The 16,168-nt window shown below is 68.8% G+C and carries 12 protein-coding genes and 4 pseudogenes; 13 read left to right on the plus strand and 3 right to left on the minus strand.

Features of this window, described 5'->3' with window-relative positions; genetic code table 11:
* Positions 1-49: 49 nt before the first annotated feature.
* From OG852_RS46865 to OG852_RS46880, 4 genes and pseudogenes are all read left to right on the plus strand, one after another.
* Positions 50-1,267, plus strand: a complete 1,218-nt coding sequence (locus tag OG852_RS46865) for a cytochrome P450 (RefSeq protein ID WP_330351164.1) — start codon at positions 50-52, stop codon at positions 1,265-1,267.
* A gap of 58 nt (positions 1,268-1,325) precedes the next feature.
* Positions 1,326-2,414 (plus strand): annotated as a pseudogene (locus tag OG852_RS46870) (S-(hydroxymethyl)mycothiol dehydrogenase).
* A pseudogene (locus OG852_RS46875) lies at positions 2,414-2,720 on the plus strand (MBL fold metallo-hydrolase); the annotation flags it as partial. The pseudogenes OG852_RS46870 and OG852_RS46875, both read left to right, overlap by 1 nt.
* A 268-nt stretch (positions 2,721-2,988) precedes the next feature.
* Positions 2,989-3,747 carry a transposase gene (locus OG852_RS46880; RefSeq protein WP_330351625.1) on the plus strand — a complete coding sequence of 253 codons (759 nt, stop codon included), beginning with the start codon at positions 2,989-2,991 and terminating at the stop codon, positions 3,745-3,747.
* A gap of 482 nt (positions 3,748-4,229) precedes the next feature.
* Here the strand turns inward: OG852_RS46880 and OG852_RS46885 are convergent, their stop codons facing one another.
* Together OG852_RS46885 and OG852_RS51130 are read right to left on the minus strand one after the other, a co-directional pair.
* Positions 4,230-5,036, minus strand: coding sequence for a hypothetical protein (locus OG852_RS46885; RefSeq protein ID WP_330351165.1), 807 nt, complete (start codon positions 5,034-5,036; stop codon positions 4,230-4,232).
* Between the two features lie 70 nt (positions 5,037-5,106).
* Positions 5,107-5,478 carry an IclR family transcriptional regulator domain-containing protein gene (locus tag OG852_RS51130; RefSeq protein WP_443064632.1) on the minus strand — a complete coding sequence of 124 codons (372 nt, stop codon included), beginning with the start codon at positions 5,476-5,478 and terminating at the stop codon, positions 5,107-5,109.
* Between OG852_RS51130 and OG852_RS51135 the strand changes: the two are divergent.
* A pseudogene (locus tag OG852_RS51135) lies at positions 5,419-5,619 on the plus strand (TetR/AcrR family transcriptional regulator); the annotation flags it as partial. The gene OG852_RS51130 and the pseudogene OG852_RS51135 overlap by 60 nt on opposite strands.
* A 76-nt stretch (positions 5,620-5,695) precedes the next feature.
* Here the strand turns inward: OG852_RS51135 and OG852_RS46890 are convergent.
* Complete coding sequence (locus OG852_RS46890; protein ID WP_330351166.1) at positions 5,696-6,664, minus strand: TAXI family TRAP transporter solute-binding subunit; 969 nt, start codon at positions 6,662-6,664, stop codon at positions 5,696-5,698.
* A 578-nt stretch (positions 6,665-7,242) separates the two neighbouring features.
* Here OG852_RS46890 and OG852_RS46895 point away from each other — a divergent pair.
* The 8 genes and pseudogenes from OG852_RS46895 to OG852_RS46930 all read left to right on the plus strand — a co-directional run bounded on the left by OG852_RS46895 (position 7,243) and on the right by OG852_RS46930 (position 16,148).
* Complete coding sequence (locus tag OG852_RS46895; RefSeq protein WP_330351167.1) at positions 7,243-7,758, plus strand: alcohol dehydrogenase catalytic domain-containing protein; 516 nt, start codon at positions 7,243-7,245, stop codon at positions 7,756-7,758.
* Between the two features lie 11 nt (positions 7,759-7,769).
* Positions 7,770-8,237, plus strand: coding sequence for a zinc-binding dehydrogenase (locus OG852_RS46900; protein WP_330351168.1), 468 nt, complete (start codon positions 7,770-7,772; stop codon positions 8,235-8,237).
* 101 nt (positions 8,238-8,338) lie between these two features.
* The gene (locus tag OG852_RS46905; RefSeq protein WP_330351169.1) at positions 8,339-9,073 is read left to right on the plus strand and encodes a GntR family transcriptional regulator; all 735 of its coding nucleotides are present in this window, start codon (positions 8,339-8,341) and stop codon (positions 9,071-9,073) included.
* Between the two features lie 709 nt (positions 9,074-9,782).
* Positions 9,783-11,135, plus strand: a complete 1,353-nt coding sequence (locus OG852_RS46910) for a hypothetical protein (RefSeq protein ID WP_330351170.1) — start codon at positions 9,783-9,785, stop codon at positions 11,133-11,135.
* 75 nt (positions 11,136-11,210) lie between these two features.
* A complete protein-coding gene (locus OG852_RS46915) occupies positions 11,211-12,308 on the plus strand; it encodes an NADH:flavin oxidoreductase/NADH oxidase (RefSeq protein ID WP_330351171.1) in 1,098 nt (365 codons plus the stop codon).
* 106 nt (positions 12,309-12,414) lie between these two features.
* Positions 12,415-14,504 (plus strand): annotated as a pseudogene (gene tkt / locus OG852_RS46920) (transketolase).
* Positions 14,505-14,645: 141 nt separating this feature from the next.
* The gene (gene deoC / locus OG852_RS46925) at positions 14,646-15,374 is read left to right on the plus strand and encodes a deoxyribose-phosphate aldolase (RefSeq protein ID WP_330351172.1); all 729 of its coding nucleotides are present in this window, start codon (positions 14,646-14,648) and stop codon (positions 15,372-15,374) included.
* A gap of 9 nt (positions 15,375-15,383) precedes the next feature.
* Positions 15,384-16,148, plus strand: coding sequence for an SDR family NAD(P)-dependent oxidoreductase (locus tag OG852_RS46930; RefSeq protein WP_330351173.1), 765 nt, complete (start codon positions 15,384-15,386; stop codon positions 16,146-16,148).
* Positions 16,149-16,168: the final 20 nt, after the last annotated feature.

The raw sequence follows: 16,168 nt of genomic DNA on the forward strand, positions 1-16,168 counted from the left end.
CCCGCAGACATGCCCCCGTGCCCCGTGCCCGCTTCCGCTTGGAGCCGCCATGACCCACGCACCGGCCCCCGCCGTCCCGCTCCCCACGAGTGACGCGGACCCCTTCGCCGCCGAACATCTGACTCGACCCGAGCCGCTGCACCAGCAGTTGCGGCAAGCCGGTCCCGTCGTCCACCTGACCCACTACAACGTGTACGCGCTGGCCCGCTACCGCGAGGTGCACGGCGCCCTGGTCGACTGGCAGGCGTTCCAGTCCGCCGCAGGCGTCGGACTGGCCAACTTCCGTCACGAGAAACCCTGGCGGCCGCCGAGCCTGCTGCTGGAAGCCGACCCGCCGCACCACGACGCCCCGCGCCGTGTCCTGCGCGAGATCCTCGCACCACCCGCCCTGCGGCAACTGCGCGCGACGTGGCAGACGGTCGCCGAGGAACTGGTCGACACCGTACTGGCCGACCGGGGCAGGCAGTTCGACGCATTCACGGACCTGGCCAGTGCGTTTCCGCTCCGTGTGTTCCCCGACGCCGTCGGACTGGGGCCCGAGGGACGGGACAACCTTCTGCCTTACGGCAACATGGCCTTCAACGCCTTCGGGCCGGCCAACGACCTCGTGAAGGCCGACGCCGCCAGGGGGGCCGAGTTGTCGGCCTGGGTGAACGCCCAGTGCGCCCGCGAGGCGCTGAGCGAGGACGGTTTCGGCTCCCGGATCTGGGCCGCCGCCGACCGCGGCGACCTCACGCACACCCAGGCACCCCTGGTGGTGCGCTCCCTGCTCACCGCCGGCGTCGACACCACCGTCCACGGCCTCGCCGCCACCCTCTACGCCTTCGCCACCCATCCCGACCAGTGGCAACGACTGCGCGAACGACCCGAGTCGGCACGTGTGGCGTTCGACGAAGCGGTGCGCTGGCAGTCACCCGTGCAGACCTTCTTCCGTACCGCCACCACCGACGTCACCATCGCCGGCGCCGTCATCCCCGAGGGCACGAAGATCCTCATGTTCCTCGGCGCCGCCAACCGCGACCCGGCCCGCTGGCTCGATGCAGACCGCTTCGACCTCACCCGGGACCCCTCCGGCCATGTCGGCTTCGGCATGGGCATCCACCAGTGCGTCGGCCAGCACGTCGCCCGCCTGGAGGCCGAGGCCCTGCTGACCGCCCTCGCCCGCCGCGTGGAACGCATCGAGCTCACCGGCGAACCCCGCCGCCATCTCAACAACACCCTGCGCTCCTGGGCAGCGCTCCCCGTCACCGTGCGGCCCGCAAGGTGACCTCGGCAACCGCCCCCCGTCCCACCCACCCACATCGCACAGCGAGAGGACCACCTCCATGCCCCACCACGTACGCGGCGCCGTCGCCCGCGCCAAAGGCGAGCCGGTAGCCGTCGAGACGATCGTCGTGCCCGACCCGGGCCCGGGAGAAGCAGTGGTGAAAGTCCAGGCGTGCGGTGTCTGCCACACCGACCTGCACTACCGCGACGGGGGTGTCAACGACGACTTCCCCTTCCTCCTCGGGCACGAGGCGGCCGGCGTCGTCGAAGAAGTCGGCCCGGAGTGACGGACGTCGAACCCGGCGACTTCGTCATCCTCAACTGGCGCGCCGTGTGCGGCCGCCGCTGCCGCGCCTGTCGGCGCGGACGCCCCCAGCACTGCTTCGACACCCACAACGCCGCGCAGAAGATTACTCTCCTGAACGGCACCGAGCCCTCGCCCGCCCTCGGTATCGGAGCCTTCGCCGAGAAGACGCTGGTCGCCGCCGGGCTAGTGCACGAAGGTCGACCCGGCCGCCTCACCGGCTGCGGCCGGTCTGCTCGGCTGCGGGGTGATGGCCGGCATCGGCGCGGCGATCAACACCGGCGACGTCGGCCGAGGGGACACGGTGGCCGTCATCGGCTGCGGTGGCGTCGGGGATGCCGCGATCGTCGGGTCCCACCTGGCCGGTGCGGCCAAGGTCATCGCCGTCGACGTCGACGACCGCAAGCTGGCCACCGCCAAGAGGCTGGGCGCCACCCACACCGTCAACTCCAAGGAGACCGACCCGGTCGAGGCTGTCCGCGAGCTGACCGGCGGGTTCGGCGCCGACACCGTCATCGAGGCCGTCGGCCGACCGGAAACCTACCGGCAGGCCTTCTACGCCCGCGACCTCGCCGGCACGGTGGTCCTGGTCGGGGCGCCCACCCCGGAGATGACGCTCGAACTGCCGCTGCTGGACGTCTTCGGCCGCGGCGGAGCCCTGAGGTCATCCTGGTACGGCGACTGCCTGCCCTCCCGCGACTTCCCGATGCCCATCGACCTCTACCTGCAGGGCCGGCTGGACCTGGACGCCTTCGTCACCGAGACTATCGCCCTGGACGAGGTCGAGGACGCCTTCGCCCATATGCACCGGGGCGACGTCCTGCGTTCGGTGGTGATGTTGTGATGACAGGCGTCCGCATCGAGCACGTCATCACCTCGGGCACCTTCAGCATGGACGGCGGCACCTGGAACGTCGACAACAACGTCTGGATCGTCGGCGACGACCACGAGGCGGTCGTCATCGACGCCGCCCACGACGCGGAGGCGATCGCCCGTGCCGTCGGAGACCGCCGTCTGACCGCCATTGTGTGTACCCATGCCCACAACGACCACATCAACGCGGCTCCCGCCCTCGCCGAGGCCACCGGCGCGCCCGTTTTCGTCCACCTGGACGACCGGCTGCTGGAAGCACACCCACCCCGACCACGACATGATGCCGGTCCTGCCTGACTGACGGGCCTGTGTCAGTCGATGCTGTCGATGTCGCAGGTCGGATTCCCGCCAGCTTCTGCTGGTGGGGTCCGCGATGCTCCGCTATGCGCAAACGCTGAGCTTGTTCTGTTCTTCCGGCCTCGAATGGTGTCTCGAACCGGGTCGCTCACCTGGGGGTTCGCCGGACATGGGGGCGGCCTGCCTTCGTCTGATCATGTGCTCCGACCAAGGTGCACGTGACCAAGACGAAGGCGGTTAGGGAGAGTCTGCTGCCTGATGCAGTTCGGAGGGAAGCGTTCGCGGAAGCGTCACGCTTCCGGGGAGAGTTCTACGAGTGTCTGACCGCCCGGCGCGACGAGTTGTTCGAGCTGGCAGACGCGGTGCTGTGTGCGGACGGTGCGGTGAAGTCCCCGGTGGACTTGACGCTGTTGCCCGAGCATTGGCGTGGGCACGGAGCGATGTGCGGCGGCCTGAACCCCGGCCAACTCGATGTCGACCGGCTGCGGATGGTGCTGGCCGGCCTGCCTCTGCCGCGTTTCGATGGCGGGCGTCTGGTCCTGGCAGTCGACGTGTCGCCGTGGCTTCGCTCGGACGCGCCGTGCTCGGCGGAGCGCCTGTTCTGCCATGTCTCCGGCCGTGCGAAGACGGCGTCGCAGTTCATCCCGGGCTGGCTCTACTCCTTCGTGGCCGTTCTGGAGCCGGGCGCCACGTCTTGGACCGCGATCCTGAACGCGGTACGGCTCGGCCCGGCGGACGATGCGACCGCGGTCACCGCCGCCCAGCGCCGAGGAGTCGTTGAACGGCTCCTCGCCGCTGGCCAGTGGCAAGCCGGTACCCGGCGTACAGCCCGACTCGTCTGCTGCTCTTTATTTTCGCAGGTCAGAGGCCATGTTTTCTCGCTGAACAAACTGTCCGGGTCGAATCCGGGTCGAATTCGGGTCCGCGTATTGTCGTCCCTGTCCCACCGGTCATGCAGCAGATTCAGGCATTCCGGGTGTAAAAGGTGGTCCGACGCCGGTCTGTAGTGGAGACTCAGGCGGCGGTTGAATTCGGAAGTACATGTACGAGATGTTTCTCGTTGACCCGCTCTGGCTGCACTGATGGTGCGCCCTGCAGCAGGCGCTGGAACTGATCACTGGCGAGGGCGTCTCGCTGACGGCACCTGCCGAGAACCACTGCTTCCTGGCGAAGGCGGTCATGTGAGGCATGGGGGTTTCCAGTCCCTGTCGGCGGGGCGCGGTCGCCCCGCGTGGCGGCGACGGCGAGTGGGACTACTCGCAGCGTGACGTTAATCGCCCGATAATGTCCACTTAGTTTTAATTGTGTTACTCCTCTTTTGGTGGATGCTCGGTACAGCGGCAAGAATCAGCATCACTGCAGTCAACTACTGTTCGTTTTGGAGTCTGGGGCCCGGGGCGAATCCGGGTCGAATCCGCACCCTTTCAGGCTGTTGAGCATGTTGCCGCTGGTCAGGGTGATGTGAGGTCGTCATAGGGGAACAGCGGCATCAACGCGCGGCGCCCTTGGCCATGCGCTCGAAGGCGTTCGCCTTCAGCGGTTCGATGTCCGGGTCCGGGGCCGGGATCGTCCGGGACGCCGACAGGGCGGTTGCGCTCACGACTGTGCCTTCCTTCGTCCGATGACGGTGTTGTACGGGCGCATACTGGTGAGCCGAGTGCCGTCGTCGCTGAAGTCGAGCACCCTGCGCCACCGCAGTCGCACTCGGTGGTCGGCCCACAGAGCCTTGACCGGGTCCACGCGCAGCAAAGACCTGCTGGCCGCCGGCCGCGGGCGGCTTGATGTTGTTCAGCAGCGAGTCCTGGGCCGGTTCGGCGGACCGAGCGCGCATCACGCTCACCGCGTGAGCGATCTTCCCGGCTTCGGTGACCGCCCGGGCATGCCCCTTGATCTGGGTCGAGCGGCTCTCTCCGCGCTCGTCGAATCCCCCGGGAGACCGGAAGCACGGAGAGGCCGACGCGGCGGCCCCTGAGGACGGCGGCGTACTTGCGGGTTGCGTGAAGGTGTGTATGTACACCCGCAGCCCGTCCACCGTGTAGTGCATGAAGGCCGTGGCCGGACAGCCGTCGCCGTCCAGGGTGGCGAGCGCGGCGACCGGCTCATCGCGTAGTGACTCCCTTACCGCCTTCTCGACCTCGTCAAGGCTGGGCTCAAGGGCAGACATACAGGGATCCTTTGCGAAGATCACAACGGACGGGAAGGCATGTGTAGCGCCATGCGGAACACTGGCCGTCAATGTGATACCAAACACGCTGCTCTCGGCAACCGTCGTGCCGGAGGTATTGCGTTTGGGCATGCGTAGAGCGGCCGGACTCCCTGGGGAGTTCCGGCCGCTCGTGGGGTGTGCGATCAGCCGACACGGTCGCTCAGCTCCCTTGGCCATACGTACGACCGTGTCGGCGATGTCGTCGATCCAGTCCGGACCGGACCCGCGACTGAGGGGCGGTCACGATGGGCGCGGCGCGCGGACGGCCTCGCCTGCCCCGGACGAGGGCGGCGATCTCGCTGGCGTCGCCGGGTGTGTTTACGGCGGCGTATCCGCGTTCGCGCGCCTCGGCCAGCTGTGCCCGCGGTTCTCTCAAGGCGGGCGCGCGGAGCGGTCGCCGGTCTGGCGGTGACAGCTCAGCGAGTTCTTGAGTCGACAGTTCGGCCGGCAGCACCCGGCCCGCCGCCGTGTTGTGTGCGGGCAGGATCCAGCCGATCCGGCCGCCCGTGCGCACGGCCTGGCTGCTCTCCACGCTGTCGAGGTGACCATGCGTCGGCTGGCGCAGGAACTTGACGCCGGGCCGGCCTCGCTGTAGGTCCACGTGCGCAACACCGCCGAGCCGCACGCGGCCGTCCTGGACGAGTTGCTGGGCCGTGCGCGACTGAGCGGGACGTCGAGGGACGAGATCGCGTGCTGACGGGGACCCGGGGCCGAGTCCTGGTGGTGCGCCCGACCTCGCGGTTACTGGATCACTTCCAGATGACCGAGCCGTCGTCCGCCGTGAGGTCGGCGTCGGCCAGGTCGGCATACGCGCGTGCCGCGGCCGGGTGCAACGGCAGGGGCGTGCGCGCCATCGCGGCCGGGTCGAGGGGGTAGCCGACGGGGGAGTAGTCGGCGGGGATGTGCTTGTACTGGCCCTCCAGGGCCGCCTTGGTGCGGACCATGCACCAGGTGACCAGGTAGGCGAGGTCGTCGGCCAGGTCCTCGCGGCACAGCACTCCGAAGTCGGAGAACTCCAGTGTGGTGAGGTCCTTCTCCAGTCCCGGAAGGTAGCCGGCGGGCACCACAGCCCGGCCCCATCCTTCGGCGTCGAACGCGTCCAGCACGGCGTCGCCCCAGGGCAGGTACTTCACCGGACGGACTCGGTCGATGCTCTGCCAGTGCGGAGTCATGATGGCTTCGTGGATGAGCACGTCCGCCTTGCCTGCCGCGAACCGGGCGATCGGCGGGAAGGGGCGCTCGTCGTAGAAGAACGAGAACCGGTCCAGGTCGAGGCCGGCCAGCCGCAGCGCCTTGTGCGTGGCCAGGCCGATCAAGTTCACCCCGTCGTCCTGGGAGGTCGCGATCGTCAGGGGGCGGTCGATGGAGGCAAGGTCGGCCACGGTGGACACGGGGAGTTCGGCATCCACCGCGACCACGAGCCTGTCACGCTGGGGGATGACGCCCAGGGCGGCCAGCCCCTCCAGCTCGCCGGCCTGCTGCAGCATGCTCAGCGCCGCGGTCGGCGTGGCAATGGTGATGTCGCATTCCTTGGCGCGCAGCGCCGCGATCTGGTCCGTGCCGCCCCGGCCGTTCCACACGGCGAACCGGGAGCCCTCAGGCGACCGGTCGCCGAGTTCCTGCGACAGCCAACCGCAGATCCGGTGGAAGTTCGCCTGCCCCCAGTCTGCGCGGAAGTGGACGGTGACCGGACGGTTCAGGCGCGGACTGTCACTCATGGGCTACTCCCTGGCCTACAACATGTGTCGCATTGCGGAACGGTGTCCCGTATTTTGCTACTGATGGCAGGTGGTCGCAAGACTGGACAATGGGCGGCGCATACTGTCCTGAATGCGTGTTCTCGCAAGATCGGCTCTTCATTTCGATCGCGAGTCCCCGGAGGAGCTCGCACCCGAGTCGGGTTGCTCGGGGCCTCGAAATCCCTCACTCCACCAGAATCGGCGCGGCGGGTCTCCGCGGCGCGTCCAGTGCGTTCGGGATCACGCACGGACTGTCGGCCAAGTCGGTTCCTGCGGAAGTGAGTTCGCACGCAGACCTGCGATCGCCGAGGCCAACTTCCTTGCCTGTCGCGCAGGTTGGAGCACGGGTGCGGAGGCCGCGCTGCCTCCTCTGCCGCGGGTGCCGCGGCGGCGGGCCGGGCCGACCGGCTCGGTCGGCTGCGCAGCGGCGATCGTGACCATGGCATGGTGGGGCGAACGGCACCGCGCCATGATCCACGCCTCTTCGCCGCGTCCGGACCGGCGGCCGGAGCGCCTGCGCGGCGCCGACGCGCAAAGCCGATCTGATGGAGGCAGCGATGGGCGGCACGATGACAGGGATCGTCGCGCAGGGAGGCCGCGGTGCCGCGGACCCGGACGCGTTCCTCACCCGCACCCTGCCGATGCCCGGGCTGCGACCGCACGACCTGCTTGTGCGGATCCACGCCGTCTCGGCCAACCCCGTCGACACGAAGTTCCATGCCCGCATGGGGCAGGGGGAGTCCACGGTCCTGGGCTACGACGCCGCAGGGACTGTCGAGGCGATCGGAGCCGATGTCACCGAGTTCGCAGTGGGGGAGCGGGTCTACTACGTCGGCGACGTCACGCGTGACGGCACGAACGCCACCTACCATGCGGTGGACGCCCGGCTCGTGGGCCGGATGCCGCGTGGTCTGACCTTCGCGCAACCCGCGGCGTTGCCCTTGACGACCATCACCGCATGGGAAGCCCTGTTCGACCACTTCGGGCTCTCCGTCGAGAGCACGGGAACCCTGCTGGTACTCGCCGGGGCGGGTGGGTCGGCTCGATCGCCCTCCAACTCGCCAAGCGGCTGACGAACCTGCGAGTGATCGCGACGGCCTCCCGGCCCGAGTCCCGCGCGTGGGCACTTGCCCACGGCGCCGACCACCATGACCTGGTCAAGGAGGTGAAGAGGGCCGCGCCCCTGGGCGTGGACTACATCCTGGCCCCGCACACCGAGGGCAACGTGCAGGCTTTCGCGGAGATCGCCGTACCGTTCGGCCGGGTGGCCGCGCTTGATTCCCCCACGGCGCTCGACATCGTTCCCCTGAAGGACAAGTCGGTCACCTGGCACTGGGGCAAGATGTTCACCCGCCCCATGTTCGAGACACAGGACATGGCCGCGCACCGGCGGCTGCTCGACCGCACCGCCGAGCTCGTCGAGGCAGGGACGATCCGCACCACGATGGCCACCACTCTTCAGGGGATCACGGCGGACACCATCCGCCGGGCACACCTGGAGGTGCTGTCGGGAAGGACGGTCGGCAAGATCGTGCTCACCGCCACCTGGTGACCGCGGCGGCCCGAGGTGTTGACAAACTCCCACCCTCGTGCCACTAGCAGGTGATATGCTGACCGTTCCTGTACATACATGTTGCCGAAACGGGGGCCGCCATGTTGGACCGATCGAGCCCGACGCCGCTGCATGTACAGCTGGAAGAGGCGATCAAGGACAGAATCGCCGACGAGGAGTGGCTGCCGAACAAGCAGATCCCCTCCGAGAACGAGCTGAGCGCGACGTACGGACTGAGCCGGATGACCGCGCGGGCGGTGATCACGAGGCTCGTCCAGCAGGGGCTGGTCTACAGGGTTCCCGGCAAGGGGACCTTTGTGGCCGAACCCAAGATCGCCAACAGGGCACACCTGCCGATCGGCATCCAGCGCCAGCTCGACGACCTGGGGATCTCCAGCAAGACCATTCTGCTGAACTCCTCCAAGGTGGAGGCGCCGGGGCGGGTGCGCAAGGAGCTGGGGCTCGGCGAAGGCGACACGGTGTACCGGATCGAGCGGCTGCGGACCGTGCACGGCGAACCGCTGAGCATCCACCTCTCCTACATCCCCGTGGGTGTGTGCCCGGACCTGGGTGACAAGGACCTGGAGGGTGTGCAGCTGCGCGACGTGCTGGAATCGGGCTACGGTCTGAAGCCGGCGCGGGTCGTCGAGTCCGTCGAGACGGCGTTGGCCAGCGAGCGCGACGCCCAACTGCTCCAGGTGAAACCCGGCTTCACCCTCCTGCAGCTTGAGGAGACCAACTACACGTCCTCGGGCGGGCCGTTCGAGTACTGCCACGTGCTCTTCCGTGGCGACAAGATGAAGGTGACCTTCGAGTTCCACCGCCCGCCGGAGTGAGCGTCGCGCGCTCGAGTGACGCTGTCGGTGAGCCGTCCGGCGGCACCCGCCGGCTGTCGGGCGAGGGGACGCTGCCGGGGCTTGACAGGTTGTCACCGGGCGGTTAGGCGATCACCCGCGGCCGAGGGGTGGCGGCATTCGGTGCGGTGAACCCTCATGGCGGTGCGGAACAGCCTGCATCACCGCCCCCGGCGCCCGGAAGCCAGGCTGCCGGCAGCCCGGAACCACTTCGTCCGTGCCTTAGAAGTCCCTGGCCGACTGCCGTCGGGCGCCCCGCTCTCACGGCGCGTCCGATGCCTTCCATGCCCTGGCCGTGGCCCGGTTGCGCTGTCCGGCTCGACCTGCCCGCCGCCCGTTTGACAAGGATGTACGGGATGGGGTCGCGGCATCGTGTTCCGGATGCCGCAGTGGGAGCGACTTGAGCCCAGACCCGGGCAGGGCGCCGGGCGGACCTCGTGCCGCTGTGGTCGGCCCGCTGTGGGCTGCTCGGCATCCCGCATCCGAAGCCTCCCGGGTGGGCCGCATGGCGTCGGCCTTCTCGATGTGTGGACGGGAGCGTGCGCGAACGTCATGGATCCGATCGGTTGACATGCGGGGAGCGACCACCTAGCTTTTCCTGTATATACAGGTAATGCCTCAGTAGCTCAGGTGTATCTACTTGTGGAGTGAGGCTCCGCGTACTCCTCCTGTAGCGCAGGAAGGCGAGAAGATGCCCCATGTCAACTACCGGTCTGCCGGTGCCGGGCGCACCGCAGTGCACTACACGCTCGGCGCTCTGACCGCGGACGCGGCCCGCGGTCACGAGGGCGACGTCCGCCGGGTTCGCAACCTCCTTCTGGAGCGCCGGGACTTCGAAGCGCTCAACCGGTGTGCGAGCGCAGTGGCGGTGACGGACCGGTTCCGTGACGTCATCAGGACGTTCGGCGTGCCCGAGGGGGAGATCCCGGCAGGCTTCCGGATCGAGAGCTCACTGGAGCCCGACGGTCTGTTGTCGGTCGACCTCGTGCGCGACATCGGCTTCGACGGGAACGGCGTTCGCCGGCCGACCGGTGTCGTGTACTCCGCGGACTCCGCCAACCCGTACGAGGTCGCCCCCGTCGCGGGTCTGCTGGGCAACCTCACCTGCAACCCCGGGATCGTCTACGACCTGTTCATCAACAATCCCGAGGCGAACGTCGGGCGCAAGTTCCACACGCTGGAGGAGGTGATGACGGAACTCGGCGACGTCCTCGGTCCCGGCTGTGACGTCAGCGTCGAGATCGAGAACCCCTTCGAGCCGGACTTCGACAAGATCCTTGACGAGATCGCGGTGTACCGCGAGATCCTCTCGCCGTACCGGCTCGTGGTGAAGGTCCCGCACACCGGCCCGGTGAACGCCGGCAACGTGCACGAGTTGATGAGCGGCGACCGGAAGCTGGGCGCGCACTACGCCTCCCCGTCCACGCCGGACGCGTTCCGGTCGCACACCCTCGCTCTGGCCCTGCGCGAGCACGGCTACCGCGTCAACTACACGCTCATGTTCGAGCCGTACCAGAGCGCCCTGGCGCTGCAGGCGAAGCCGTACTTCATCAACAGCTTCATCCGCCACCGGCTCTCCCAGGCCAGGCACGTGCGTGATCTCGTCGCCTCCTACCGTGCCACCCGGGACAGGTCCCGCCTCGAGCAGTTGAGGACGTTCCTCGTCGACACCGACCACTTGTCCGCCTCGGGCGGCGACCGTGAACTCATCGACGTCCTGCACTACGGCGAGGATCTCGTCTCCTACCGGCACCTGAACGACGCGGAGGGGTGGGACGGCCTGGACGCCGTCCGGCACAACCTGCGCCTGCTGAAGCAGTCCCACCTGCCCGACACCCGTCTGATCGTGTGCAGCATGGAGGGCGCCAACTACCGGGATCTCGACAAGCTGATGACCGATCCCGAGTTCGCGGACGTCGTCGACCGGCTGGTCATCACGGCCGAGCCCGAGTACCTCGCGCGCTTCGCCTCGGCGAACCAGGTCGTGTCGTACCAGCGCCGCTTCATGAACGCGGCGGCCACGGCTCCGGTCGGCCATGACTGACCGGCGCGACAGCGACCCCCGTCAGACGACACCCGGCGTTCCGCCCGCCGCAGACCTCCAAGGAGACCGGTGACCATGCCGCTTCTGTTCGAGCCCTGCACCCTGCGGGGTGTGTCCGTCCGCAACCGGATCTGGCTCTCCCCGATGTGCCAGTACTCCTGTGTCGAGGAGGACGGCATGCCCCACGACTGGCACCTGGCCCACCTGGGCGCACGGGCCCAGACCGGCTTCGGGCTCATCATGTCCGAAGCCGTGGCGGTCGATCCCGTCGGTCGGATCACGCCGCAGGACGCCGGATTGTGGAACGACAGGCAGGCCGAGGGCTGGGCCCGCATCGTGGACTTCGTGCACGCCCAGGGCGCGGCGTTCGGTTTCCAGATCTCCCATGCCGGCCGCAAGGCCTCCACCTGGCGTGGCTTTCCCGGTGAGCCGTCCGGCGTGCTGCCCCCCGACCGGGGTGGGTGGACCACGGTGGCTCCGTCCACGAGGGAACACCCGGGCCGTCCCGCGCCCCGGGCGCTGACCCGGGACGAGATGAAAGATGTCGCCACCCGGTTCGCGGACGCCGCGCGGCGCGCGCACGGGGCGGGTGCCGACGTCCTGGAGATCCACGCCGCGCACGGGTATCTGCTGCACGAGTTCCTCTCGCCCCTGGCCAACGACCGGACCGACGAGTACGGGGGATCCTTCGAGGGACGCGTGCGCTTCCCCCTGGAAGTCGTCGAAGCCGTCCGGAAGGTCTGGCCGGACCGCAAACCGCTGTTCGTGCGCGTCTCGGCGACCGACTGGCTGCCGGATGCCTGGGACATCGAACAGACCAGCAGGTTCGCGGGGCTCATGCGCGAGCGGGGCGTAGATCTGGTGGACGTGTCCAGCGGCAGCATCGCCCCCGCCGACATTCCCGCCACGCGCGGCTACCAGGTCCCCCTCGCCGCCAGGATCCGCGAGGACAACGGGATCCCCACCGCTGCCGTCGGACTGATCCTCGATCCCAAACAGGCCGAGGCCGTCCTGACGGCCGGTGAGGCCGATGCGGTCTTCCTGGGGCGCGTGGCCCTGCGGGAGGCGGCCTGGCCCCTGCGAGCCGCACAGGAACTCGGCATGCCGTGGACGCAGGCGCCCTACCCAGGCCAGTACACCCGCGCCCGATGGGACGCCATCCCGGACGTGTGAGCCGGCCGGTCTCGCGCCGCGGGCGGCAGGCTGCCTGCCTACCCGCCCGCGGCGCGGCACCACCCCGAGGAGAAAGCGTTTCCGTCACTCCCGAGGAGAAAAAGCTGTGCACTCCCGCACGACCACCGACCACCTGCAGTGGAGCGACATCGACCAGCGTGCCGTGGAAACCGCGCGCGTCCTGGCGATGGTCGCCGTGCAGAAGGCGGGCAACGGCCACCCCGGGACGGCGATGAGCCTGGCCCCGGCCGCCTACCTGCTCTTCCAGAAACTGATGCGGCACGACCCCGCGGAGCCCGACTGGGCCGGCCGGGACCGCTTCGTACTGTCCCCCGGCCACACCAGCCTGACGCTCTACATCCAGCTGTTCCTCGCCGGATACGGCCTCGAACTGGAGGATCTCAAGGCCTTCCGCAGCTGGGGAAGCCGCACGCCCGGACACCCGGAGCACGGACACACGCCCGGTGTCGAGACCACGACGGGCCCGCTCGGCCAGGGTGTCGCCAAAGCTGTCGGCATGGCAATGGCGGCCCGCTTCGAGCGCGGCCTGTTCGACCCGGACGCGCTCCCGGGCGACTCCGTCTTCGACCACACCATCTGGGCCATCGCCTCCGACGGCGACCTCGAAGAGGGCGTCTCGGACGAGGCGTCCTCGCTCGCCGGCCATCAGCAGCTCGGCAACCTCGTCGTGCTGTACGACGACAACCACATCTCGATCGAGGGCGACACAGCCACCGCGTTCAGCGAGGACGTGCTCGGCCGCTACGCGTCGTACGGCTGGCACGTGCAGCATGTCGAACAGGCACCCGGCGGCGACCTCGACGTGCACGCCCTGTACGCGGCGCTGCGGACCGCCCAGGCCGAGACCCGCCGCCCCTCCCTCGTCGCCGCCCGCACGATCATCGCCTGGCCGGCGCCGCGGGCGCAGAACACCGCGGCGTCCCACGGCTCGGCACTCGGCGCGGCCGAGGTCGCCGCGACCAAGGAGGCGCTCGGCTTCGACCCGGCGGCGCACTTCGCGGTGGGACCGGACGTGCTCGCCCACACCCGGCAGGCCACGGACCGCGGCCGCCGGACACGCGCCGAGTGGGACGGCCGTTTCGCCCGGTGGCGGGCCGCCCACCCGCAGCGTGCGTCCGCCCTCGACCGGATGGCCGCGGGCAAATTGCCCGATGGACTGGGACCGGTTGCCACCGGTCTTCGAAACCGGGACCCGGCTGGCCACCCGCCAGGCCTCGGGCCGGGTCTCCAAGCGTGTGGGGCCGATCGGCCGACCTCGCCGGCTCCAACAACACCACGATCGACGCCTCGTCCTCCTTCCTCCCCGCGGACAACCCGCTGCCCACGGCGAACCCGTACGGCCGCACGGTCCATTTCGGCATCCGGGAGCACGCCATGGCCGCGATCATGAACGGCGTCGCCCTGCACGGGGACACCCGCGTCTACGGGGGCACCTTCCTGGTCTTCTCCGACTACGTGCGCCCAGCCGTGCGGCTGGCTGCCCTGATGCGACCGCCGGTCACCTACGTCTGGACACATGACTCCGTCGGGCTGGGCGAGGACGGCCCCACACACCAGCCCGTCGAGCACCTGGCAGCGCTGCGGGCCGTCCCCGGCCTGTACATCGTCCGCGCCGCCGAGCCAACGAGACGGCGATCTGCTGGCGCGAGATCCTGCGCCGCCACCGGGAGAGACCAGCCCCGCACGGACTGGCTCTGACCAGACAGGCGGTCCCGGTCTACGAGCCCGACGAGGACGCCGCACGAGGCGGTTACGTGATGCGGGAGGCCCATGGGCCGGACGGACTGGACACCACACCGCGCGTCATCATCCTCGCCACCGGCTCCGAGGTGGAACTGGCCGTCGAGGCGCGCAAGCTGCTCCAGGCCGACGGGATCCCCACCCGATTGGTGTCCATGCCGTGCGTGGAGTGGTTCGAGGAGCAGGACGCGGCATGGCGCGACCATGTCCTGCCACCGCAGGTCAGGGTCCGCGTCAACCGTGGAGGCGGGCGTGGGGTTGTCCTGGCGCGGCTATGTGGGAGACGCCGGCCGACTGGTGTCACTCGAACACTTCGGCGCCCCTGCCAACCACCGTCGGCTCTACCAGGGCTTCGGCCTGACCGCCGAGGCCGTGGCCGACGCGGCCTGCGAGTCGATCAGCGCGGCCTCTCGCCCTGCGGAGCGGCCATGCTGAACACCTCTGCCTAAGTCCCCTGAACCAGTCTCTTGACTGGCCCAGGCGCCGCACATACGCTCTCGTCCAATCTCGTACTTGCCTGTATATACAGATCTAATCCAGTGGTACTGAGAACAGCCTCTAGGGAGGTCCGAAATCGTGATCAAGATTCGCGGCAAGAAGATCGACGCGCAGTCGTTCGCCAAGATGCTCGACATATCGCTGGTCCACCCCGACACCACCCTGGACTCCATCAAGGAGCTCGTGGCGGTCTGCCTCGAGCACAACGTCCACGCGTGCTGCGTGAACCCGAACTACCTCGACTACATCGTCAGCGAGCTCAAGGGCACGGACGTGCTGCCGAACGTGGTGACCGACTACCCCTTCGGCACCGGCACCCTGACCTCCAAGGTCGCCGCGGTCGAGGACGCGGTCCGGCGCGGCGCCGTCCTCATCGACCCCGTGATCGAGTTCGGGGCGCTCAAGAACGGCGAGTACGACAAGGTCACCAAGGAGGTCCGGGAGCTGGTCAAGGCCGCCCAGGGACGGGAGACCCGGTTCATCGTCGAGGTGTCCCGGCTGACCTCGGACGAGGTCGTCGCGGCCTGCAACAGCGTGGCCGAGGGCGGCGGCGACTACGTCAAGTCGTCCACCGGACGGGAGGGCGGGCCGGACATGGCGGTCATCAAACTGATGAACGACACTCTCAAGGACTCCGGAGTAAGGATCAAGCTCGCCGGGACCGGACGCTTCTGGACCACCGCCGTGGCGCTGGGCTGCGTGGCCGCCGGGGCGGACATCGTCGGGACGCGCGCGGGTGACCAGATCATCCGTGAACTGCCGCTGTTCGAGGAGATCTTCTCGAACATCGAGATCACCAGGGACTGAGGCGGAGCCATGAGGAGCGAACGACTCAAGGGCGATGTCGCCGTGGTCACCGGCGCGGCATCCGGCATCGACCGCGCGGTGGCCCTGGAACTCGCCGCGCACGGCGCGCTGGTGGCCTGTGCGGACATCGACGACGACGCCAACGCGAACACGGTCAAGGAGATCCAGGAGGCCGGCGGCGAAGCCTTCGCGGTGCACATGGACATCTCCGACTCGCCGTCCGTGAAGCGTGCCTTCCAGGAGGTCTTCGACCGGACCGGGAAGATCACGATCCTGGTCAACGGCGCGGCCGTCGCCCGGTTCTCGCAACTGCCCGAATGTTCCGACGAGGAATGGGACTTCGTCATGAACATCAACCTCTCTGGGGCGTTCCGGTGCTTGCGCGAGGTCCACCCCTACATGAAGCTCACCGGGGGCCGCATCGTCAACATCTCCTCCACGTCCGGAAAGAGCGGCGGCAGTTGGGCGGGCCCCCACTACGTGGCGTCGAAGGCGGGTCTCATCGGTCTCACGAAGTACGCCGCCGGCTATTTCGTCAGCGACGGCATCCGGGTCAACGCGGTCTGCCCCGGCGTCACCGAGACCCCGCTCACCGACCAGGGAGCGCACACGGACACCACGAAGGCCCAGCAGGTCGGCAACGTGCCGATGGGTCGGATCGCCCAGCCCTCGGACACGGCCGGCGCCGTGATGTTCCTCGTCTGCGACGAGAGCGCGTACGTCACCGGCATCTCGGTGGACGTCACTGGCGGCCGCTACATGTACAACAACTGAATCACTTCGCGGCAGATCTC

Source organism: Streptomyces sp. NBC_00582 (genome assembly GCF_036345155.1).
Classification (GTDB): domain Bacteria; phylum Actinomycetota; class Actinomycetes; order Streptomycetales; family Streptomycetaceae; genus Streptomyces.